This is a genomic window from Cutibacterium sp. LaCa_89 (assembly GCF_058177555.1).
This window is the reverse complement of record NZ_CP190889.1, coordinates 2464018-2485505: the sequence shown is the minus strand read 5'-3', so window position 1 is coordinate 2485505 and position 21488 is coordinate 2464018. Positions and strand designations below refer to the sequence as shown.

Here is a 21488-nt window from a genome sequence, read left to right as displayed (position 1 = left end):
CAGGTCACCCGCCTGCGAGGCTCTAGCCGACTCACCCGCCTGCACGGGGGCAGCCAGCGAGGTGTGCAACCCAGGGAGATCCTGCCCAAGCGCCGCTCGTCACGGCTCCTGAGGGTTGTAGGCGCAGGCGTCAGTCACCGACTGCGAGACGTCACGGTTGGTCGACGCGGAACTTGGGGTGGCGCTGTGCGAGGACTTCTTCGACTCGCTCCGGGTCGGTGTCGGTGTGGCCGTCTTGCTGGGCTTGGCTGCCGAGGCTCCCGTCACCGGCTTGTTCTTGTTCCTGGACTCTGAGACGCCGTGGATGGCGGCATCCACCTGCTTGCGGACGAGGTCGTAATCCGGATTGGCCGAGACGAACCCGTGCTTGCCATTGGTGAAGACGACGCGGTTGATGTTGGCGTCACGCATGTTGATGGCCAGGTCGACGAAGGCCGGCAACATGCCCTGCGGGATGTCGGAGACGACCATCTGACCGGAGGCGTCAGCAATCGACTCGAAGCGCGTCAGGACGGTCTGCGGGCTGGCCTGGTCGAGAACAGCCTTCATGAGGCAGGACTGACGTCCCATGCGGTCGTAGTCGGTGCTCTCCGACCGTGACCGGGCGTACCACATGGCGTGGTAACCGTCGAGGTGCTGGTCAGGGCCAACTTTGAGGTAGCCGTCGGGCTTCTTGCCCTCGGTGTTGCCAGCGATGGGCAGACGCTCGTTGACGTTGACGGTCACGCCGCCAAGGGCGTCAATGAGCTTCTGAAGGCCGTCGATGTCGAGCATGACGAAGTAGTCGATCTTGAGGCCGAGAGCCTCACCGGTGGCCAGCTTGAGGGCGTCAGCGCCGGGGTAGTCGGTCTCGCCCATGCGATCGACGTGGTGGGTCGACACCGTCGACCAAATCTCGTTGGCCATGTAGTCGGGGTTGCTGCCGTCGCCGTCCTTCCCGACAAAACCATCAGGGAAGTCCTGGTGGAGTGGCGAATCAGCCGGGAAGGGCATCTTCGCAGTGTTGCGGGGGATCTGGAAGATGGAGGTGTCACCGTTGGAGGTGTTGATCGACGCCACCATGATCGTGTCGGTGTTCATGGAATTATCGGCGCTGTAGTTGCGCGCCTTGGTGTCGTCAGCTCCGACGAGCAGAACGTTGACCCGTGGTTTGGAGGCCCAAATGGCCTTGACGTCCTGGTTGTAGTCGATGGAGGGACGAGTGCCGGAGCGCTGGTCGGTGAAGATCCGACCGAGCATGTGTGCCCCGTCGTAGGCATAGCGCCCGGCGACGGCCAAGGGGGTCGCGATGGTGGTACACAACGCGGTGACGAGGACGGTCGAGAGCCATCGCTGGCCCTGGGTGATACCGCGGGGGCGGAGGTCCAGGTGGGAGAAGGTGAGCAGAGCGACCAGGACGATGGCCAGGATCGGCAGGCCCCAGGTCAGCGCGGTCAGCAGCTTTGGACGTGCAACGACGGTTGCTGCGACCGTCGGGTTGGTCAGGATGAAGAAGACGGCGATGGTTAGCGCGATGAGGAGGAAGCCGGTAACCGTCAGTCCCGCGACCCGGCGACGTGGGGTGCGGCTGCGAGACAGGGTCAGGCCGGGAACGATCGCTCCGAGAACGGTCCATCCCAGACAGGTGCGGAAGGCATGATTGAGTCTGGCCTCCTCGTTCCACCGCAATGGGGTGTGCCGACCTCTGCTCGCCGGTGATGACGACGCGGCGCGTCGGGCCGGGGTGGGACATGGTCTTGGCTCGCGGGGCGGCTGCGGGGCATTGATGGGGGGCTCGGTGGCTGAGCGACGTGGACGGGGAAAGGACACGGGTCCTCGCGCTGCGGCCTCGAGGTCCGCGCGACGCAGGACATGGGTGTCCTCGTTGGCCTCCGGGTCGTCCATCCAGTCCGGTCTGGCGGCGTGACGTGGAGACGGCGAGTTGGCGCCGTGTGACTCGTCAGCCATGCTCGTGCCTTTCCGCAAATGTCGATGGGGCGGACCCCATCGTAACCGCTGGCACCAATGGGGCGTGGGACCGGCTGGCCAAGGGTCTGCAAATCGCGACACGCGGGGAGACAGCCGCGAGCGGCTGCTCTTGTCTGGGGCGCCGTGGTGTTGACGCGGATGCGAAAAGGGGCCGGAATTGGAGGGATGGGGGTTGAGACGGTAGGCTGACACGGCACTTGGAGGTGTCGCCTAGTCAGGTCTATGGCGCCCGCCTGCTAAGCGGGTTTGGGAGGTAATCCCATCGCGGGTTCAAATCCCGCCACCTCCGCGGATGCCCGGTGACTCCTTTTTGGAGGGCGCCGGGTGCGGTGCTTTCCTGGAGTGCTACTGCCAGGTGCCCATTGGGGCGCCAGACGGCAGTTCGGGTGCCGATGGCTCTCAGATCCGTTGTTTAAGCGGGTTGGATGGGGTTGGAGGTCCTCAAGTTTGCGTTGCAGGATCGAGCGTTGTAACGTTTAGCAACGCGCGCAGCGCCAAGCGCCCGTGGCTCAACGGATAGAGCATCTGACTACGGATCAGAAGGTTGGGGGTTCGAATCCCTCCGGGCGCGCAAGATCGAAACCCCGCCCTCGTGGCGGGGTTTCGTGGTTCTTGGAGGAGTGTGGCAAGGACGCCGGATCAATGCTCCACGGACGTCCATTGGCACGGCGTGTACACCATGTTCCCTGGTTGGGAACTCAGCTCAACGCCATGTTCTTCCCGGCGATGAACCACACGATCGGCCCGATGATCGGGAAACAGAAGCACACCACGATCCAGATCAGCTTCCAGGCTCCCGTCAGCATGTCCGAGCTGAGGATTGACAGCAGGGCGAGAATGAGCAGCGCGAGTGGGACAGCGACGGCCAGGATGCACAGAATGGTGAACACGATACCGGTCATGACCATGCCATCCAGCGTACTGGCGCAGGCACCCTGGTCAATGCCCGTGGCATCATGACCACATGACCACCGTGTGGGCCCACCGCGGCTCGAGCATGCAGTTCCCGGAAAACACCCTTCCCGCCTTCCAGAACGCCATCGACCTCGACGCCGACGGCATTGAACTCGACGTCCAACTCACCAGCGACGGCCACGTCGTCGTCTGTCATGACGAAACCGTCGATCGCACCACCGACGGACACGGCCCCATCGTCTCCATGGCCCTTGACCAGGTCCGTTCCCTCAACGCGGCCGCCAACACCGACCACCCGCCCGCCCAGGTCCCCCTCCTCGACGAGGTCCTCGACCTGCTCGTCCCCACCACCCTCGGCCTCAACATCGAGCTCAAGAACAGCGTCGAGCGCTACCCGAGCCTCATCGAGGCCGTCGCCCGTGCCATCGACACCCACCACATGGCCGACCGCATCGTTATCTCCTCGTTCAATCACCGCTGCATGGCCGAAGTCGCCGAGCGCACTCACAACCGGGTCGAACGCGCCATCCTCTACGCCGACGACATCGTCGATCCCTGGGACTACGCCCGCCACCTCGACGTCCAGGCCGTCCATCCAGGAGCCCATCTCCTCGCCGATCGCGATGACGTCCCGACGTTCCACGACGCCGGCCTCACGGTGCGCACATGGACCCTGGACACCCCCGACCACCTGCGTGCTGCCCGGATCCTCGACGTCGACGCCGTCATCACCAATGACCCGGCAACTGCCCAGCGAGTCCTGGCGGAGGACTGACCCCAGCGCCAGCGCGCCATAACCGAGAACCCCTCCGACACGTCACGATCCGCACACGGTTCGCAACAGCTCTGGCACACGGCGGTGACAGAAAATCCGTAGTCTTTCCGCCATGACGCGGATCCTGGTCATCGTCCACGAGTCCTCCTGCAACCCCGGCAGGCTCGGACAGCTCTGGCGCGACGCCGGCGCAGACGTCGTCGAGGTCAATGCCTGGGACCACCCGGTGCCACCCACCGTTGACGCCGACGCCCTCGTGGTGCTGGGTGGATCCATGGGCTGCCTGGATGACGTCCAGGCTCCTTGGCTCGCGCCCACCCGAGAACTCATCGTGCGCACCGTCCACGCGGGCATCCCCTTCCTGGGTGTCTGCCTGGGTCACCAGCTCGCCACCGTCGCCCTGGGAGGCCGGGTGTGCACCTCAGACCATCTCTGCCTCGGACCGGCCGAGATGCACCTCACCCCGGACGGGGAGAAGGACCCGTTGCTGTCGGTCTACTCCGGCCACCGTGGCATCCACTTCAACAATGACGTCGCTGTCGTCCTGCCCGAGGACGCCGTGCTGCTTGCCCGCGATCCCTCCGGACAGATCGAGGCGGTCCGATTCGCCGAACGCGTCTGGGGAGTCCAGTTCCACCCGGAATGCACCCCGGAGATTTTCGACGGCTGGACCATCGGCCACACCGAGAAGGAGTGGAAACAGCGTCTCCCCTGGTCAGAGGCCATCTCGGCTGCCGAAGCAGTGCGTCGTGACGAGGACGTCGTCACCGCCGAGAAGGCCTTCGCGGTGCGGTTCCTGGAACTCATCGCCCCCACAACGGCGTGATTCCCCGGGGCCCTCGAGCCCCGGAGAATCACACGGACGTCAGTGCCGGATCGTCACAGATCGACGGCCTCACCCATGACCACTGCACGGGTGCGCGGAATGCGGAACACTCGCGTCCGGTCAGCCTGGTTGCGTGCTAGACCCACGTAGAGCACCTTGCGCCAGGCGGTCATCTTGGCCCCCTGCTCCGACTCGGAGCGCTTCACGTCGACCAGCGACAGGTAATAGATCGCGTCGTCAAGGTGCTCCTTGAGCACCGGGCACTTGTCTGCCGCCAGGGCCAGTGCCTTCGGGACGTCCTGGGAGTCGGCGAATCCGACGTGGCAGGCGATGTAGACGATGCCGTCGGTCGGCTTGCCGAGATCGACCTTCTCGATGCGATTGACGTGACGCACGTGTGGGACGTTCTCCACCACCATCGAGATGATGACGTTGTGCTCGTGGAGCACATGATTGAACTTGAGGTTGTTCAGCATGGCCAACGGGGTCGTCGCCCGTCCCGGATGTGGGTAGATCGCCAGTCCGGGCACGCGGGTCGGCTCCGTCTCATGGACCCAGTCGAGGAAGTCGTCCAGCGGACCCTCGTCGTTCTGCCGCTGCTTGGCGATGTAGGCGGTACCGCGTCGCCAGGTCGTCATGATGGCGATGATGATGGCCGCGAAGACCAGCGGAATCCAGCCGCCGGACGCGATCTTCAGCAGGTTGGCGGCGAAGATCGACAGCTCGACGCCACCGACGACGACACCGAAGAGGATGAGAGCCCACATGGGCCAGTGCCACGCTCGGTGGGCCAGCACCAGGAACAGGCTCGTCGTCAGCAAGAAGGTGCCGGTGACGGCCAGGCCATAGGCGGTGGCCAGCTTCGTCGAGGTCTGGAAGATGAGGATGAGCGCCAGCACGCCGACGAAGAGGATCCAGTTGATCTCCGGGATGTAGATCTGGCCGCCCTCGGACTTCGAGGTGTGACGCACGCTCAGACGTGGCAACAGTCCCAGACGGGTCGCCTCCGAGCTCATAGAGAAGGCGCCGGAGATGACGGCTTGGGAGGCGATGACGGTAGCCATCGTGGCAATGACGACGAGCGGGATCGTCGCCCAGCCGGGTGCCAGCCGGAAAAAGGGATTGTCGATCCAGTCGGGATGCTCGAGGATCATCGCTCCCTGCCCCAGATAGTTGATGAGCAGACACGGCAGCACGACGGCGAACCAAGCCAGTCGGATCGACGGGGCGCCGACGTGACCCATGTCGGCGTAGAGGGCCTCGGCGCCCGTGATCGTCAAGACGACAGCGCCCATCGCGATGAAGGCCATCCCGGGTCGCTCGATGGCGAAGAGGATCGCCCAGTGCGGGGACAGGGCCGTGATGATGAAGGGCTTGCTGATGATCCACGGGATGCCCAGGGCGGCCAGGGTGAGGAACCAGATACCCATCACCGGCCCGAAGGCCTTGCCGATGACTGCCGTCCCTCGTCTCTGCACGATGAACAGGATCGTCAGGATGACGACCGAGGCTGGCAGAACGATCATCTCGGCGCCCGGATTGGCTACCGTGATGCCCTCCACCGAGCTCATCACCGAGATCGCTGGGGTGATGAGGGAATCTCCGTAGAACAGCCCGGCGCCGATGATGCCGAGCAACATTGCCGTCATGCCAGTGCCCTTGCGGCTGGCCATAAGACGACGCACCAAGGCCATAAGCGCGAGGATGCCGCCCTCACCGTCGTTGTCAGCACGCATCACGAAGATGACGTACTTGACGCACACCACCAGCAGGATCGACCAGAAGATCATCGAGATGATCCCCATGACGTCACCGTGGGTGGGGCGAACGGCATGGTTCTCCATCGAGAACATCGTTTGAAGGGAGTAGAGCACCGAGGTTCCGATGTCACCGAAGACGATTCCCAACGCAGCCAGGGCCAGCCCCGGCTTCATGGCTCGGATCGGTTCAGGATCACTGATCGGCTGGGTGGCCTTTGCCACTGCCTGCCGTCCATGTCTGCGACTCACTCCAAAAAGTATGGACCTCGTGGTCCCAACTACAAATCGAACAGAGAAGGAAGCTCGGACGCAAGAAGGGCAGGGAGAATCGTCGTGACGTCCCTCCGCCCCGGCGACGCTGTTGTCGTCGCACGTATCGGTGTGGTGACGGCCTTAATCGCGCGACAGGATGATCGCGCTGTACGGCGGCAGGACAAGGGTCGCCGAGGCCGGGTGGCCGTCGTAATCGTCCTCGACGGCGTCGAACCATTCGGGGACGTCGACCCCGTCGAAGGCGTCCGAGTACACCTTCGCGTCGGAATTGAACCTGGTCACCCAGCGGCCGGCAGCCGGCATCCCGATGGTGTACTCGCCCCAGGCCTTGGAGTCGAGGTTCACCGCCACCACGACGTCGTCGTGCGGACCACCGTCAGCCCAGCGGTGGAAGGCGTAGACGTGGTTGTCCGGGTGCAGGTGCAGGGTGTCGACGTTCTGTCCGGTGAGGCCCTTGGTGTGGCCCTCCTCGTTGAGACGCAGACTGACGAGATCGCGGTACATCCGGAAGATGCCCTTGAACTGAGCGCCCTGATCCCAATGCAGCGGGACGGTGTCGCGGAACCATTCGCCCTCCAAGAGCTCCTGGCCCTGGAAGATCATCGGCAGACCCGGCGAGGTCAGTACCAGGGCCGCTCCCAGGGTGGAGCGCTTCTGGGCGTAGTAGCCGGTCGGATCGTCGTCGTCGACCTCCTGGGGGACGCGGGCCGAACCGTTGGCGACCTCGTCGTGGGACTCGGTGTAGATGACGCGGGAGAAGGCGTCACCGTAGGAGAACTCGACGGCATCGCGCACGGCGTCCATGTCACGAGCCTCGTCGGAGGCGGTGATGACAGCAGCGCGGATCGGGTGGACGAAATGGTTGTCCCACTGGGCGTGGAAGGCGGCACCGTCGTCAGCGGTGGAGACGACCTTGGGCTCACCGTGCAGGTCCTCGGCGATGGTGATGGCGCGTGGGAACTTCTCGCGGATCTCGGTGTTGATCCAGTGGGTGAGGCTCCAACCGTCGGGGATGTTCATCTCACCGGCATCGACGCTGCGCATGTACGGGGTCATGTCGTAGCGCAGGCCGTCGGCGTGAAACTCTTCCAGCCACATCATGGCGTTGTCGCGAATGAACTCGCGGACCTCGCCGCGGCCGTAGTCGGGACGGGTGTCGCCCCACGGGGTCGAGGACTTCCAGTCGTTGTAGAAGTAGATGCCGCCCTTGTCGTTCTCGCTCCATCCGTCGAACTGCCACAGGTCGAGGTCCGAGGGGCCGAAGTGGTTGTAGACGACGTCGATGATGACCGCCAGGCCGTGCTTGTGGCAGGTCTTGACGAGGTCGCGCAGCTTTTCCGGGCCGCCGTAGGCGCTCTCGACGGCGAAGATGTGGGCCGGGTTGTAACCCCACGAGTAGTCCCCGGCGAACTCCATGAGAGGCATGAGCTCGACGGCGTTGACGCCCAGGTGGACGAGGTGGTCGATCTTCGACTCGACGTCGGCCAAGTCGGCGGGCTTGTCGTCGTCAGGATCCTTGTCGAAGAAGGTTCCGACGTGCATCTCGTAGATGACGAGCTCGTTCAGGGTCGGGGGAGTGAAGTCGTCACCCTCCCAGTCGTAGGCGCCGGGATCGGTGATGATGCCATTGCCGACCGAGCTCGTCACGTGGCGGGCGTAAGGGTCGATGCGGGAGATCACCTGGTCACCGTTGATGAGGACGAAACGGTACTCGTCGCCCACCGTGGCACCGGCGGCCTGGCCGTACCAGTAGCCGTTGTTCTCGCTGACGAGCTGGAACTTGGCCGAGCGAACCTTCTCGGCGTCGTCATTGTCTCCCCTGGGCTGGGCTGCCCAGTCGTCGAAGGTTCCGGTGACGGCGACTGTCTCGGCGTGCGGGGCCCACACGCGGAACGCGGCGCCACCGTCGATGAGCGAGACACCCATGCCCTTGGCACGGCCGGCGTAGTCGGTGGGAATTGGATCGTTGGCATTCGGGCGGGATTCGCCGGTCGCTTCCTTCGTATCGTCGGTCATCGTTCTCCTTGTCGTCGAAACAACCACGGTCAACGGTATCCGTCCGTGGTGTGAGAGGTGGTCCCATCGTGTGATCACGGTGACTACGGTGGGTCGCATGTACGACTCCGTTGAACACCTGCCTGCTGCCGATCACCCTGAGCTGCTGGCCGCGACGGTCGCCGGACGAGCCGCCGAGTTGCCCTCGGCAGTCGTCTTCAGCATTGATCCCGAGATCGCGGACACCGACGCCTTGTGCGAGGCCTTCGGTGAGGGTCCCGAGACGTGTGGCAACTGCGTCATCGTCAAGGGAAAGCGCGGTGACGTCGAGAAGTACGTCGCCTGCCTGGCCCTTGCCACGACGAGGGTTGACGTCAACAAGGTGGTGCGCAAGAAGCTCGACGTCCGCAAGGCGTCCTTCGCGCCCATGGACGAGGCCGTCAGCCTGTCCGGAATGGAGTACGGCGGGATCACCTCAGTGGGCCTGCCCGCTGAGTGGCCGATCTGGATTGATCCGCGCGTCGCCGAGGCCCAGGCCGTGTGCATCGGATCGGGGCTGCGCAGCTCAAAGCTCATCGTCAGTGGTGCTGATCTGGTGTCCCTGCCAGGAGCTGAGGTCGTCGAGGGACTGGCGAACTGAGTTCGCTCCCTGCCTCATGGGATTGCGGCCCAGGAAGTCCGAACGGGGCGTCTGGGTCAGAACTCCTCGAGGGCTGCTGTCGCGGTGACCGTACCGTCGGGGCGACGGACTTGGGCCTCGCCGTCCTCGATGCCGACCGTCAGTCGGGTCGGGGCGGTCACGGAGGCGCGGAAGCGGTAGGAGAACTCCTTCCCGACGAAGGTCTCGTCTGGGAAGGCTTGCGCCATGAGGAGGGCCTGCAGCGGTCCGTGGACGACCAGTCCGTCGTGACCGTTGCGACGGCAGAAGTTGCGGTCCCAGTGGATGCGGTACGGGTTGGCCGTCAGGGCCGAGAAGGTCACCAACAGAGGCTCGGTGGCCAGGAACCCGTCGCCGTCGGTCTGCCCGGCACCCGCGGGTGAGGGATCGGAGGACTGGATTGGCAGGAAGACGTATTCCTGCTCGTCGACCAGGCAGTCTTGGCCGTCCTGTGCCCAGGTGGATCTCATCGTCACGAAGTGAAGAGGGCCGCGACGCCCCTGCCTGTCGGTGACCGAGGCGACCTCAGTGGTGCGGGTGGTCTCGCGGTTGAGGGCCAACGGGGCCGTGGTGCGCACCCGACCGCCGGCGAACATCCTCGTCATACCCGGTTTCGGGGTGATCGGGGAGCCGATGGTGTACCCGTCCTCGTCGAGGCTGGCGGGGTTGACCGGGTCGAGGAGGAGGACCCAGTGCCAGCACGGCGGGACGACCCTGTTGGGTTCGGGGGAACCCAGCAGGGTTGCCAGACCGCGCAGGTCGTCGGGGCGCAGTTGCGTCACTCGGCCAGGCCGTACAGACGGTCGCCGGCGTCACCGAGGCCGGGGACGATGTATCCGTGCTCGTCGAGGTGATCGTCGACGCCAGCCACGACGAGGTGGCAGGGGACTTCGAGATCGCTGACGAGCTTGCGGAAGTTCTCGATGCCCTCTGGGGCGGCCAGGATGCACAGACAGGTGATGTGGTCGGCGCCGCGGCGCACCAGGAACTCGACGGTGCCGCCCAGAGAACCACCGGTGGCCAGCATCGGGTCGAGGACGTAGCACTGACGGCCGGAGAGGTCCTTGGGAAGACGCTCGGCGTAGGTCATCGGCTGGAGGGTCTCCTCGTCACGGGTCATGCCGACGAAGCCGACCTCGGCCGACGGGACGAGGCGCATCATGCCCTCGAGCATTCCCAGGCCAGCGCGCAGGATCGGGACGACGAGCGGCTTGGGGCGGGCCAGGGCGACACCCTCGGTGGTGGTGAGCGGGGTGGTGACGGTGGTCGGCTCGATGCGCACCTCGCGGGTGCCCTCGTAAGCCATGAGGGTGACGAGCTCCTCGACGAGCTGGCGGAAGACCGGGCTGGGGGTGTCCACCGAGCGCAACAGGGTCAGCTTGTGGGAGACGAGGGGATGATCCATGACATTGAGTTCCACGAAACCAACCTTGGCACATGAGGAGTAACTGGCGGCACTCGGCCACCAGATTCGGGGGCCGAGGAGTGAATGGGTGGGGGATGTGTGGCGCCGGTGTACGGAAGCAGCTGCTGTCGGGGAGCTTGTCGGTAGGGGGTGACGCTGCCATGGCAAGATTCGGCCAATCCTCGGCGAATTTCGCCGATAACGGCAGGTACAACACCGTCCACACTGCCCCGGACCTTCCTTCCGTCGAGAAGTTCGCGCTCAAATCGGCCCTGCGACTGTTTCCGCGGCCAGATGTCTGCAACGATGGAGACGTTCGCCCCCAAGGAGGTCGTCATGTCCCGGTTCAGCGATGACGAGTTTGTTCCCGACGATGACGTCGATGACTACGACAATCTCGATGAGTACGACGAGTTGCCCGATGACGAGGACGACTACGACGACGATGATGACGATGACTATGACGACGATGATCTCGAGGACGCAGGCGAGGACGAGATCGACTTCGTCGTAGCTCTCTACAACGATGATGGCGAGCGGACCGCGGTCCCCATGGAGCCGATGCTCGCCAACGATCTCGACGAGCTCATCACCCAGCTGCGCCGTCTCCCTGGCGACGCAGGAGCCGTCGGCATGGTCTCGATCGACCACCAGTTCTACGTCATCGTCCGGGTTCGCGGCCGCAACGTGCAGGTCTTCCTGTCCGACTCCACCCAGGCCAATGACTGGCCGATTGCTCGCGACGTCGCTGACTTCTTGGGCGAGGACATTCCTGACCCCGACGACGACCCCGAGACGATGGGCGACGGCGACATGCTTGCCGACGCCGGAGTGGGTGAGTTCGACATGGAGGCCTTCGCCGAGGCCGACGAGGACTCCGACGAGATCCTGGCCGACATCGCCGCCCGGGTTCACTTCGGGCCGCAGTTCGAGCGGGCCTCCAACACCTCGGTGCGCTGACCCGTGGCTGGCCCGATGCCGGGTTGGCGTCAGGCCATGGCCCAGGCCCTCGCCGTGGCGCGTCGTGCGGCGCAGTGGGGTGACGTCCCCATTGGTGCGGTGATTCTCGGCCCTGACGGCGAGGTCCTCTCCGAGGCGGGCAACGAGCGTGAGCTCACCGGTGACCCGACCGCTCACGCCGAGGTGCTCGTCATCCGTCGAGCTGCGGAGGCCAGGGACGGGTGGCGTCTGGATGACTGCACCCTCGTCGTCACCCTGGAACCGTGCACCATGTGCGCCGGGACGATCATCGCCGCGCGGATCCCGAGGGTGGTGTTCGGAGCCTTCGATCCCAAGGCCGGAGCTGTCAGTTCCCTCTTCGACGTCATGCGCGATCCGAGGCTTCCGCACCGTCCCGAAGTGGTCTCCGGCGTCATGGCCGACGAGTCGTCCGCCCTGCTGCGCGAATTCTTCGGCGGTCATCGGGCCTGTACCGTGGACGGGTGACCAACACCCCAACGGAATCGACGCCGTCGGAATCCGGGGAGCAGACGCCTTCCGGAAATGCCGCGGCGGCCGAGGAGAAACGAGTGCGCTTCCCACGCGCTCACGCCTACATCCAGAGTCATGAGTTTCTCGCCTCGGTGACGAAGGTCATGAGCGGGACCGGCCTGGCCCAGTTGATTGCTGCCCTGGCTACCCTCTACGTCACCCATCACATTGACCCGTCTGACTGGGGAATTTATGGCGCCATCATGGCCGTCTCCCAGTTCGTCATCCCTGCTGCAGCCCTGCGCTACGAAATGGCCATCGTGCTGCCGCGGGACAACTCCGAGGCCAAACGGGTGCTCCGGTTGGCGACGCGGATCAATGCAGTCGTCTCGACGTTGGCGATGCTGTCGATGATTCCCCTGGGCGGATTCCTCAGTGGGCTGCTCGGCAAGCCGCAGGCCCGGTGGTGGTTGTTGGCGGTCGGCCCGATCGTCTTCGCCTACACGCAGGTCAACGTCGTTAATTACTGGGCGAACCGACGCAAGCAGTTCGGCATCATCGGCACCAACGCGCTGTGGTGCCAGTCGACGACGGCGGTCGGACGTATCACCTCGTGTGCCATCAATGCCGCCGCCTTCGGTCAGGTCATCGCGACCTTCCTAGGCAAGTGCTTGGCGCTCAACAACTTTCGACGCCGTTTGGGTCCTGACCTGCGCGCCATCGAGGAATCCGACATGCCGATGCGTGCGGTGATGCGCAAGTATCGGCAGCTCCCTCTGCTGACGGCTCCGAACGCCATCGTTGACGCCATCCGGCAGCAGGGCGTCAACATGATCATCATGGTGAAGTTCTCGACGGCTGGCTACGGTCGATTCAACATCGCCTGGACGTTGATGCAGATGCCGGCGTCCGTCATCAACCAAGCACTGTCCCAGGTGTTCTTCCAGAAGCTGTCGGTCTCCGACGCCGGGAAGTTCTACCAGACCGTCAAGAAGTCGGTGGTGAGGTCGTTCCTCGTCGGCATCGTGCCTTTCGGGTTGCTGTATGTGCTCATCCCGCCGGTGCTGCCGTGGCTGTTGGGCGCGAAGTTTCAGCAGTCGGCTGACATTGCGGTGGCTCTGGTGCCGTGGCTGTACGTCAACTTCGTCACATCGCCGATCTCGAATATGTTCATCGTGACCCGCAACAACGGGATCGCCTTGGTCTTCGCGATCATCTACGCGGTCGTGCCACTGACCTACCTGAACCTCAGCGACCTCTCGATGGTCGGGACGATCTACCAAATGTCCTTTATCATGGCTGGGTTGTTGGTGTTCTACATCGGGCTGGCACTCGTGGTCGCCAAGAGATTCGACAACAAGAACACGAAGGTGGACCCGGCGGTCGAGGCAGCCGAGGAGGCTGAGGTCAGCAGTGAGGACGAGGACAGCCGCCCCTGACACGCTCTGACACCTGATCGTCGTGTCCCCGACACTCGAATTTTGGCCAGAGGTGATGGATTCGCTACCCTTGTCCACGGTGACGTGTCTGAGCGGCCGAAAGTGCCCGCCTCGAAAGCGGGTGTAGCGAGAGCTACCGAGGGTTCAAATCCCTCCGTCACCGCCGAGAAGGTCCCGGGAGCTGGGAGGCTCCCGGGACCTTGTGTTTAGCGGGTTGGGGCATAGTCCGAAAGAGAGACCGCCCCGGTCGGCTTCGGGAGCAATCCAACACCGAGCAGTACCCTCCGGAGTTCACGACCGTCAACGGCCCCTCCGGATGTCCGCTTCTCGCGAGACGGCGTTCCCCATGGTGTCCAGATCCATGACGGACGTCGTCCTGCTGGAATAATGACCTCGTGCAACCCTCTGACCTCGCCCTGTTCATCGGCGCCGTCGTCGTGTTGCTGGCCGCCTTCGCGGCCCGGATCGGCACCCGTCTGGGACTGCCGGCGCTGTTGCTGTTCCTCTTGGTCGGTATGCTGCTTGGCCCCATCGGTTTCGGCATTGACTTCAACGACCTGGGTGCCGCACACGCCATTGGTTTCGCTGCCCTCGTGCTCATCCTTGCCGATGGTGGATTATCGACCAACTGGAAAGACATCCGACCGGCCCTGGGTCCAGCTGCCTTGTTGGCGACCGCCGGGGTTGGCGTCTCCTTCGGCGTCATGGCTCTGCTGGGTCACTACGCGCTCGGCCTGCACTGGAGCGTTGCAGCCCTTCTCGGCGCGGCCACCGCCCCGACTGACTCTGCTGCCGTGTTCTCCGTGCTTCGGGGGGTCTCCCTGCCCAATCGGCTCAGATCCGTGCTCGAGGCTGAGTCGGGCCTCAACGACGCCCCGACTGTCCTCGTCGTCATCGCACTGACCGGGGTCGCAACTGGGGAGTCGACGATCGGCGTACTCCCTCTTCTTGGGTCCATTGCCCTTGAACTCATCGGTGGTATCTGCGTCGGTCTGGGCGTTGGGTGGGTGGCCGTCAGGATCGGGCGACGCATCAACCTGCCATCCGGAAACCTCTACGCCATCGCTGCGATGGCGTGGGCCGTGACCGCCTACGGTGTCGGTGTGTGGATCGGCGTGTCCGGATTCGCCGCGGTTTACGTCGCCTCCGTCATGATTGGCAATGGCGACCTGCCCTATCAGCACACCACCCGATCCTTCTCTGAGGGCATCGGCTGGATCTGTCAGATCGGCCTGTTCGTCATGCTCGGTCTGCTGGCCAACCCCGACCGTCTCACCTGGGTCTCCGTTGGCTCCGGTGTTGCTGCCGGCCTGCTGTTGACCTTTGTCGCGCGCCCCTTGGCAGTCCTCGCCTGTACGACATGGTTCGGGTTCCGCCGCAACGAGCGGTTCTTCCTGTCCTGGGCCGGTCTGCGCGGGGCTGTGCCGATCATTTTGGCGACGATCCCGATGGCGTCCCACATGGAGCGCGCCGACAAGTTCTTCGACGTCATCCTGGTGCTCGTCGTCGTCTTCACCTGTATCCAGGGCCCGACCTTGCCGGGCGCGGCGAAGCTCCTCGGCGTCGTCGATCCGCAGATGGCCAAGGACGTGACGATCGAGGTTGCGCCCCTTGACGAGATCGCTGCCGACCTCCTGCAGGCTGACGTTCCCGAGGGATCGAGACTGTCCGGGGTGACGGTCCGCGAGCTGCGGCTGCCGCGTAACTGCGTCGTCTCGCTCATCATCCGTGGCGACCGTTCCTTTGCTCCGCGCGCGGAGACCAAGCTGCAGCAAGGTGACGAGCTGCTCATCGTCGTCCCCCAGGGGCAACGGCGGTACGTTGTCGAGAGGCTGACCGAGATAGGCCGGGGAGGCCGGTTGGCGCGCTGGCACGGGCTACGCATTCAGGCCGAATAACCACGCGGACGGCGTCGCTGGACAAGCTGACCAGAACCCACTGAGAAGGCCACGGATGCACATGGATCCATGGCCTTGACAGGGTTGATGGTCAGGACTACTTTTCCCCCGGCGTCGCCAGCATCGATGGGGTCGGTGACGGTGACGGCAGGCACACGGGCCCACCAACCTTCACGAACTTCGGTGCATTCGTCTTGAAGTTCGGGTCACGATCGCCGAGCACCACTTCAACCTCATGGTCGACGCGTTTGGGATCCGACTTCAGCACTGCTGCCGGGAAGTAGCCGGCAACCAGCTTCACCTCAGGATCCTTGGCGTTGTGGCCGATGACCGTCACCCCCTTGACCATGGGCTCACGGTTGGCCACCGAATCAATGACGAACCCAACGTTGGCAAGCTGCTTCGACACGCTGCTCGCCAGCCCGCGGGTGTGGCCGGAATTGTACACCGAGACCGTGACATCCTTCGTCGTCAATGTGCCCTTGACGTCCTGATTGACGCAAGGGGTGATCGGTGGCGGGGGAACGGGGGCACTGACGGCCTTCCACCCGGCGCGGATGGCCACCGCGATGAGGATGACGAGGGCCAGCAGGGTGATCGGGGTGCCTGCCATCCTCAGATAGTGGCGACGTTCATCAGGAGTCATGACGGGGCATCAGTCCAGTTCGAGGACACGGGCATGGAGGGTTTGACGCTGCTGAAGGGCAGCACGAAGCGCGCGGTGCAGGCCGTCCTCAAGGTAGAGGTCGCCGTGCCAGGCCACGACGTGGGCGAAGAGGTCCCCGTAGAAGGTGGAGTCGTCTTCGAGAAGGTTGGCCAGGTCAAGGTTGCTCTTCGTCGTGACGAGCTGGTCCAAGCGCACCTGCACGGGCGCCAGCTGGGACCACTGCTTCTGCGTGTACCCGTGGTCAGGGTATGGGCGGGAGTCACCGACACGTTTGAAGATCACACGACGATCCTACAAGCTTCTCGACGGCAATCCCGGCAGACGTGCCCGGTGGTGTGTGACAAGCTGAGACGAAAGGGCATGTGGTTTCATGTCACCGACCTGCAGCCACATGCCCGGTGAACGGGCGTTGCACCGGGGCAACGCCCCGGTCGAGGACTATGGAAGGACGGCAATGACTGGTTTCGACTTCGACAGCCCTACTGTCGAGTGGTTGCGTTCACGCGGAACGGCCAGGTGGGAAGACGTCGCCGAGGGGGTCATCCCGCTGTGGGTGGCCGAGATGGACTTCCGGGTTGCCCCGCCCATCCAGCAGGCCATCGAGGACATGGTTGCGAAGCACGCCTACGGATATCCGCGCGACAACGGATTGCGGCACTCCTGGGCGGCATGGACGAAGAAGGTCCAGGGCCTGACGGTCGATCCGCTCAAGGTGCGTTATCTGCGCAATGTCCTGTCCGGAGTCCAGCTGGCCATTCGCACCTACAGCGCTCCCGGAAGCCCCGTGATCGTCCCTTCCCCGGCATACATGCCGTTCTGGAAGGTGCCGGGACTGGAAGGACGCGAGATCATCTCGGTGCCGATGGTCGACTCCGACCTGGGCTGGACCCTCGACCTTGACGGCATTGACGCGGCCTTCACCAAGGGTGCCGGGTCGATCATCCTCTGCCAGCCCTACAACCCGCTGGGTCGCGTCTTCACCGCGGACGAGCTGCGCGGACTGGCCGGGGTCGTCGAGCGTCACCACGGGTTCGTTATCTCCGACGAGATCCATGGACCTCTCGTCCCGGCCTGCGAGAAGCGCAAGGCCTCGGTGCCCTATGCCAGCGTCAGCGAGCAGGCGGCCGCTCACTCGGTGCTGGTGTCCTCGGCGTCGAAGTCGTTCAACATCCCCGGCCTCATGACGGCCTTCATCTCCCTCTTCACCGATGAGCAGGTCAAGCTGTGGGATCAGAAGGTCCATCCGCTCGACGCCGAAGGGGCCACCACGATCGGCATGGCTGCCAACAAGGCCGCCTTCGACTCCGGTCAGGAATGGTTGGACGCCGCCAACTGCTACATCCATGACAACGCGGTGTGGCTGTCGGAAACCTTGGCCGATCAACTGCCGGGAGTGTCCTACCGGATTCCTGAAGGCACCTACCTGGGCTGGCTCGACTTCTCCGCCTACGAGCTTCCGGCCTCGCCAGGGGAGTGGCTGCTGCGTCACGCCCGTATCCGTCTCAATGACGGTCCCACCTTCGGGCCCGGGGGTGAGGGGCACGCACGTATCAATTTCGCCACCCCACGCTATCTGCTCGAGGAAGCCGTCGACCGGATGATCAGCGCGATCAACGACCGTTGACTCTCGGACTGCTGATCGTCAGACCGTTGGTTTGACGAGCTCTGATCCTCCGGCCAAGGCATGTTAACCCGATCCGGGCAGGTGCTCACTTCGAGACGCGCCCGGATGCATTGCGCCAGTTGGCGCCTGCACTGTGAAAAGCTGAGGGGAAGAGTGCGTGTATGCGCGTACGTTCCAGCCCCCTAGCGAGAGGTCGATACATGGACATCAGCGCCATGGATCCCAAGGACATTCCCGGACTGTTCGACGCCGAGGTCGTCGGACCGGATGGTGAGAAGGTCGGGACGATCCAGCAGATCTTTGCCGACGAGGTCACCGGTGCCGTGACCTTCGTGACCGTGCTTTCGGAGGGCCACGAGCACTTCATCCCGGTACGCGGCGCCGATTACTCCACAAGCCACGTCAGTGTGCCGTTCAACCGCGACATCATCGAGACCGCCCCTGAGGCGTCCGAGGAGGACGACCTCTCGCGTGACCGTGAGGCCGAGGTCTACAGCCACTACGGTATGGAGCCCGCTCGTCGTTCCGGGCTGGAGATCGATGATGACGACATCGTCATCGCCCAGCCAGGACGCGGCGCCGTCAGCAATCCTGACGTTGTCGACGCCGAAGAGGTTGACGACGACTCCCATGAGGAGGCCGTCGAGACCCGGCTCGTCGACGATGACGAGGTCGGCCAGGACACCACCGTCACTCCGGTCATCGTTCCGGCGGCTCCCCGTGACGAGGACAACGTGGGCTCCCCGGTTGCTGAGGATGGCGAGGAGGACGACGAGAACCGTCCTGAGGTGCTCAGCGATGATCACTCCGAGGAACACTCTGATGATGAGGTTCTTCCGGTCGCCGAGCCCGTGCCTGCCATGGGTCTGCCGGCTGGTGCCAAGCTGCGCCGCTACGTCGTCACTGATCTGGTGACCGTGCAGATCCCGGTGCGCCGCGAGGTGGTGTGCTGGGAGGACGCCGAGGGCAATGTCCACGAGCTCGACAAGGTCGAGGCACCGGAGGAGGCCAAGAATGCCGGAGTTCCCGGACAGGCCACCTGGTGGTTCAACGACGGCCCGGAGGCTCCTGCCGGTTGATCCCTGGGCCAGAGACCTTTGGCCTGGCCTGAGAAGTCGTGAACATGACGTCAGCCCCCGATCCGCAATGGATCGGGGGCTGACGCTGTACGAGGACGCCACATCCTCGACGTCTGGTGAACTCAGGAGACCTTCTCGTAGGTGACGTCGGCAACGCCAGCGCTGGGCGACGAGATCTGGTTGAAGGCAGCCGGAGTCAGGTCGAGGCAGCGACCGGAGACGTAGGGTCCACGGTCATTGATGCGCACGACGACGGAGCGTCCGTTCGTCTTGTTGGTCACCTTGAGGCGGGTGCCGAAGGAGTAGGTCTTGGAGGCGGCTGTCATGGCCGAGGAGCTGAAGGACTCACCGGAGGCGGTCTGCGAATCGGTGTAGAAGGAGGCCCCGCAGCTTCCGGCGACGCCACTGGTGGAGACGTCGACGGCGCTACGGCTCGAGCGCTCGGAGGAACGGGAGGTGCGCGCGGACTCCTCGGAGTGACGCTGCGTCGGCTCTGGAGCGGCGGCCTTCTTCTGAGGAGCAGCCTTCTCGGCCTCGGCGGCGCGCTTGTAGCTGGCCTTCGAGCGCAGCAGGCTCATGGTGACGGCGTCGGTGACGCCGGTCTGCTTGAGAGCATTGGCCTTCTGGAACACCTTGACGGCGTTGGTGGTGGATGGACCGTAAGGCAGTCCGACCCACTTGCCCGGGAAGTAGCTGAGGGTCGAAAGGTCGCGCTGAACAGCCTTGGTACGGGCATTGTGGTCGCCTCGCTGGGCGAAGATGCCGACCGGGCGGGTGACCTTGGTGATGTAACGGGTGGCGACCCAGGAGGTCTTGCCGCGGTAATTGACGGGGGTCCAGCCCTGGACGTCCTTGCCAACGATGAGGAGACGGTCACCGGGGTGGACGAGACCGTGCCGCTTGTACTCGGTGCCGCGTCCGGAACGAACGTTGAGGTGGACGCGGGACTGCGCGAACTGGGTGGTGTACGGGGTGGCGCGCTTGGCCTGCTTGGTCGGCGCCTTCTTAGTCTGCTGGGTGGGAGCCTTCTCCGCATGGGCCCCAGGGGTACCGGTGGGGGCGGCGTGGGCCTCCTCGGCGATGGTGCCCATGACGGCGAGTCCGGCCGCAGCGGTCAGAGCGACGGTGCGCTTGAGAGCCGTCCCGGCGTTGGTCGAGGTGTTGGTCATGTGATGTTCCTTCCGAGCGTTGCCGCAGGTTCAGGGGCTCGTTGAACTGTACGTGTTCCTGAGAGATTCTCAAAATCGGTTCAGTATAGATGAGTGGGTGTCACCTCGGGGATGTGCTGCTGATGGACCTCCGAATCCTCCGGACAAGCCGCGACGGTAGTTGCGGAGGATGGGACAACATCGTGTGAAAGCTGAGAAAATACTGAGGGTTCTGGATATGGCAAGCCTCGCGCCGCCGGGCGAGGAGCGACGGAGTCGACTCGGTCTGCCTCCGGACCTCGTAGGCTGATGCCATGACGTGGAACCGCAACATTCCTGGCCTGCTGACCGACGACATTCGCCTCAGGGTCCCGTTGGACCACAACAACCCCGAGGACCTGCGTACCGTCGAGATTTATGCGCGTCTGGTCGCTGCTCCTGACGGCACCGACAAGCCGTACCTCGTCTTTCTGCAGGGTGGCCCGGGGTGCGAGTCTCCGCGTCCGACGCTGCGGGATCCCGGATTCCCGGGCTGGCTGGCCCGGGCTTTGCAGGACTACCAGCTCGTGCTGCTGGACCAGCGCGGCACTGGACTGTCCTCGCCGGTGAGTGAGCCAGTGGGGGACCCGGCCAGCCAGGCGGAGTACCTCACCCACCTGCGTGCCGACGAGATCGTCGAAGACTGTGAGGACATCCGTCGTCACCTTGGTGTTCAGAAATGGGCGGTGTTGGGCCAGTCCTTCGGCGGATTCACCCTGCTGAGGTACCTGTCCACCTACCCGGAGTCGCTGTCGGCTGGTTACTTCACGGGTGGTCTGTCGGCAGTCGGGCGTTCTGCTGACGAGGTCTACACCGCCTGTTACGACCAGCTGCGCGCAAAATCGCTGGAATACTACAAGCGATTCCCGGAGGATCGGGTGCGGTTCGCAGAGCTCATGGCGCTGGCTGAGAAGGGCGAGATCACCATTCCGAACGGTGACATCGTGACGCCGTCGCGGCTGCGGTCGTTGGGACACCTGCTGGGCGCCTCGGGTGGGGCTGAGAAGCTGCACTACCTGCTGGAGTATCCGCACACCTCACGGTCGTTCCGCCATGATCTTGCCGGGCTGCTGCCTTTTGGCGGACGCAACCCGCTGTACGCCGTCATCCACGAGTCATCCTATGCCGACGGTGTGGTCACCGACTGGTCGGCCGCGCGGATGCTGCCCGAGGACTTCCAGCAGGATCCGACCCTGTTGACCGGTGAGCACGTCATGCCGGAGTGGTTCGACACCGACCAGGAGCTGCGGCCGTGGAAGGAGGTTGCCAATCTCATTGCGAACCATCCGTGGCCGAAGCTGTATGACGCTGACGCCCTCCGGGCTGCCGGGGTGCCCTGTGCTGCGGCGGTGTACCACGACGACGCCTATGTGCCGCGCCAGTTTTCCGTCGAAACGGCAGCCTTACTGCCGCAGATGCATGCCTGGGTGACGACTGAATATGAGCACAATGGGTCGAATGCCTCAGGCGGTGCGGTTCTCGACCGTCTCATCAAGCTCGTCAAGGGAGAGCTCGTCAGGTGAGGTTGCGGGGCGTCCGGGGTACCGGGCGCCCCCTTTTCCCGTGACCTTCATTTTCAGCTGCGCCA

Annotated in this window: 19 protein-coding genes and 3 tRNA genes; 13 read left to right on the top strand and 9 right to left on the bottom strand. The window is 64.3% G+C overall.

Features of this window, described 5'->3' with window-relative positions; translation table 11 throughout:
* Positions 1-99: 99 nt before the first annotated feature.
* Positions 100-1947 (bottom strand): LCP family protein, encoded by a 1848-nt coding sequence (locus ACP8LP_RS11435; protein WP_016666413.1) that lies wholly within the window; start codon positions 1945-1947, stop codon positions 100-102.
* 220 nt (positions 1948-2167) lie between these two features.
* On the opposite strand from ACP8LP_RS11435, the gene ACP8LP_RS11430 reads away from it, so the two are divergent.
* Positions 2168-2257: transfer RNA gene (locus tag ACP8LP_RS11430), tRNA-Ser, on the top strand.
* 209 nt (positions 2258-2466) lie between these two features.
* Positions 2467-2539: transfer RNA gene (locus tag ACP8LP_RS11425), tRNA-Arg, on the top strand.
* A 127-nt stretch (positions 2540-2666) separates the two neighbouring features.
* Here ACP8LP_RS11425 and ACP8LP_RS11420 read toward each other — a convergent pair.
* Positions 2667-2876 carry a PLDc N-terminal domain-containing protein gene (locus tag ACP8LP_RS11420; protein ID WP_036975550.1) on the bottom strand — a complete coding sequence of 70 codons (210 nt, stop codon included), beginning with the start codon at positions 2874-2876 and terminating at the stop codon, positions 2667-2669.
* Positions 2877-2932: 56 nt separating this feature from the next.
* Here ACP8LP_RS11420 and ACP8LP_RS11415 point away from each other — a divergent pair, with 56 nt between their 5' ends.
* Complete coding sequence (locus ACP8LP_RS11415; RefSeq protein WP_004809706.1) at positions 2933-3658, top strand: glycerophosphodiester phosphodiesterase; 726 nt, start codon at positions 2933-2935, stop codon at positions 3656-3658.
* 112 nt (positions 3659-3770) lie between these two features.
* A complete protein-coding gene (locus tag ACP8LP_RS11410) occupies positions 3771-4484 on the top strand; it encodes a type 1 glutamine amidotransferase (RefSeq protein ID WP_063279579.1) in 714 nt (237 codons plus the stop codon).
* A 53-nt stretch (positions 4485-4537) separates the two neighbouring features.
* On the opposite strand, the gene ACP8LP_RS11405 is transcribed toward ACP8LP_RS11410, so the two are convergent.
* Complete coding sequence (locus ACP8LP_RS11405; RefSeq protein WP_036910099.1) at positions 4538-6418, bottom strand: potassium transporter Kup; 1881 nt, start codon at positions 6416-6418, stop codon at positions 4538-4540.
* 219 nt (positions 6419-6637) lie between these two features.
* Positions 6638-8533 carry an alpha-amylase family glycosyl hydrolase gene (locus ACP8LP_RS11400; protein WP_016666410.1) on the bottom strand — a complete coding sequence of 632 codons (1896 nt, stop codon included), beginning with the start codon at positions 8531-8533 and terminating at the stop codon, positions 6638-6640.
* Between the two features lie 97 nt (positions 8534-8630).
* Here ACP8LP_RS11400 and ACP8LP_RS11395 point away from each other — a divergent pair, with 97 nt between their 5' ends.
* A complete protein-coding gene (locus ACP8LP_RS11395; RefSeq protein WP_279187078.1) occupies positions 8631-9152 on the top strand; it encodes a YbaK/EbsC family protein in 522 nt (173 codons plus the stop codon).
* A 56-nt stretch (positions 9153-9208) separates the two neighbouring features.
* Here ACP8LP_RS11395 and ACP8LP_RS11390 read toward each other — a convergent pair whose 3' ends face one another.
* Positions 9209-9952: an HTD2 family dehydratase gene (locus tag ACP8LP_RS11390; RefSeq protein WP_016666408.1), complete on the bottom strand. Its 744-nt coding sequence runs from the start codon at positions 9950-9952 to the stop codon at positions 9209-9211.
* On the bottom strand, positions 9949-10575 hold the full coding sequence (upp, locus tag ACP8LP_RS11385; protein ID WP_016666407.1) for a uracil phosphoribosyltransferase: 627 nt from the start codon (positions 10573-10575) through the stop codon (positions 9949-9951). Before upp ends, ACP8LP_RS11390 begins: the two co-directional genes overlap by 4 nt.
* 336 nt (positions 10576-10911) lie before the next feature.
* Here upp and ACP8LP_RS11380 point away from each other — a divergent pair, with 336 nt between their 5' ends.
* The 5 genes from ACP8LP_RS11380 to ACP8LP_RS11360 all read left to right on the top strand — a co-directional run bounded on the left by ACP8LP_RS11380 (position 10912) and on the right by ACP8LP_RS11360 (position 15343).
* On the top strand, positions 10912-11535 hold the full coding sequence (locus tag ACP8LP_RS11380) for a tRNA adenosine deaminase-associated protein (RefSeq protein WP_004809692.1): 624 nt from the start codon (positions 10912-10914) through the stop codon (positions 11533-11535).
* Between the two features lie 36 nt (positions 11536-11571).
* Positions 11572-12021 (top strand): nucleoside deaminase, encoded by a 450-nt coding sequence (locus ACP8LP_RS11375; RefSeq protein WP_171048652.1) that lies wholly within the window; start codon positions 11572-11574, stop codon positions 12019-12021.
* The gene (locus tag ACP8LP_RS11370) at positions 12018-13445 is read left to right on the top strand and encodes a lipopolysaccharide biosynthesis protein (RefSeq protein ID WP_004809690.1); all 1428 of its coding nucleotides are present in this window, start codon (positions 12018-12020) and stop codon (positions 13443-13445) included. The genes ACP8LP_RS11375 and ACP8LP_RS11370 overlap by 4 nt, the downstream gene beginning before the upstream one ends.
* 78 nt (positions 13446-13523) lie before the next feature.
* Positions 13524-13608, top strand: a tRNA-Ser gene (locus ACP8LP_RS11365).
* A 232-nt stretch (positions 13609-13840) separates the two neighbouring features.
* Positions 13841-15343, top strand: coding sequence for a potassium/proton antiporter (locus tag ACP8LP_RS11360; RefSeq protein WP_004809689.1), 1503 nt, complete (start codon positions 13841-13843; stop codon positions 15341-15343).
* 97 nt (positions 15344-15440) lie between these two features.
* Here the strand turns inward: ACP8LP_RS11360 and ACP8LP_RS11355 are convergent, their stop codons facing one another.
* Together ACP8LP_RS11355 and ACP8LP_RS11350 are read right to left on the bottom strand one after the other, a co-directional pair.
* Complete coding sequence (locus ACP8LP_RS11355) at positions 15441-15989, bottom strand: LytR C-terminal domain-containing protein (RefSeq protein WP_004809688.1); 549 nt, start codon at positions 15987-15989, stop codon at positions 15441-15443.
* 9 nt (positions 15990-15998) lie between these two features.
* Positions 15999-16292, bottom strand: a complete 294-nt coding sequence (locus ACP8LP_RS11350; RefSeq protein WP_004809687.1) for a type II toxin-antitoxin system VapB family antitoxin — start codon at positions 16290-16292, stop codon at positions 15999-16001.
* Positions 16293-16380: 88 nt separating this feature from the next.
* Between ACP8LP_RS11350 and ACP8LP_RS11345 the strand changes: the two genes are divergently transcribed.
* Positions 16381-17634 (top strand): MalY/PatB family protein, encoded by a 1254-nt coding sequence (locus ACP8LP_RS11345; RefSeq protein WP_231097106.1) that lies wholly within the window; start codon positions 16381-16383, stop codon positions 17632-17634.
* A gap of 200 nt (positions 17635-17834) precedes the next feature.
* On the top strand, positions 17835-18713 hold the full coding sequence (locus ACP8LP_RS11340) for a PRC-barrel domain-containing protein (RefSeq protein ID WP_016666403.1): 879 nt from the start codon (positions 17835-17837) through the stop codon (positions 18711-18713).
* A 122-nt stretch (positions 18714-18835) separates the two neighbouring features.
* Here the strand turns inward: ACP8LP_RS11340 and ACP8LP_RS11335 are convergent, their stop codons facing one another.
* A complete protein-coding gene (locus ACP8LP_RS11335) occupies positions 18836-19882 on the bottom strand; it encodes a septal ring lytic transglycosylase RlpA family protein (RefSeq protein WP_060801027.1) in 1047 nt (348 codons plus the stop codon).
* A 293-nt stretch (positions 19883-20175) separates the two neighbouring features.
* Here ACP8LP_RS11335 and ACP8LP_RS11330 point away from each other — a divergent pair, with 293 nt between their 5' ends.
* Positions 20176-21423: an alpha/beta fold hydrolase gene (locus ACP8LP_RS11330; protein WP_016666401.1), complete on the top strand. Its 1248-nt coding sequence runs from the start codon at positions 20176-20178 to the stop codon at positions 21421-21423.
* Positions 21424-21488: the final 65 nt, after the last annotated feature.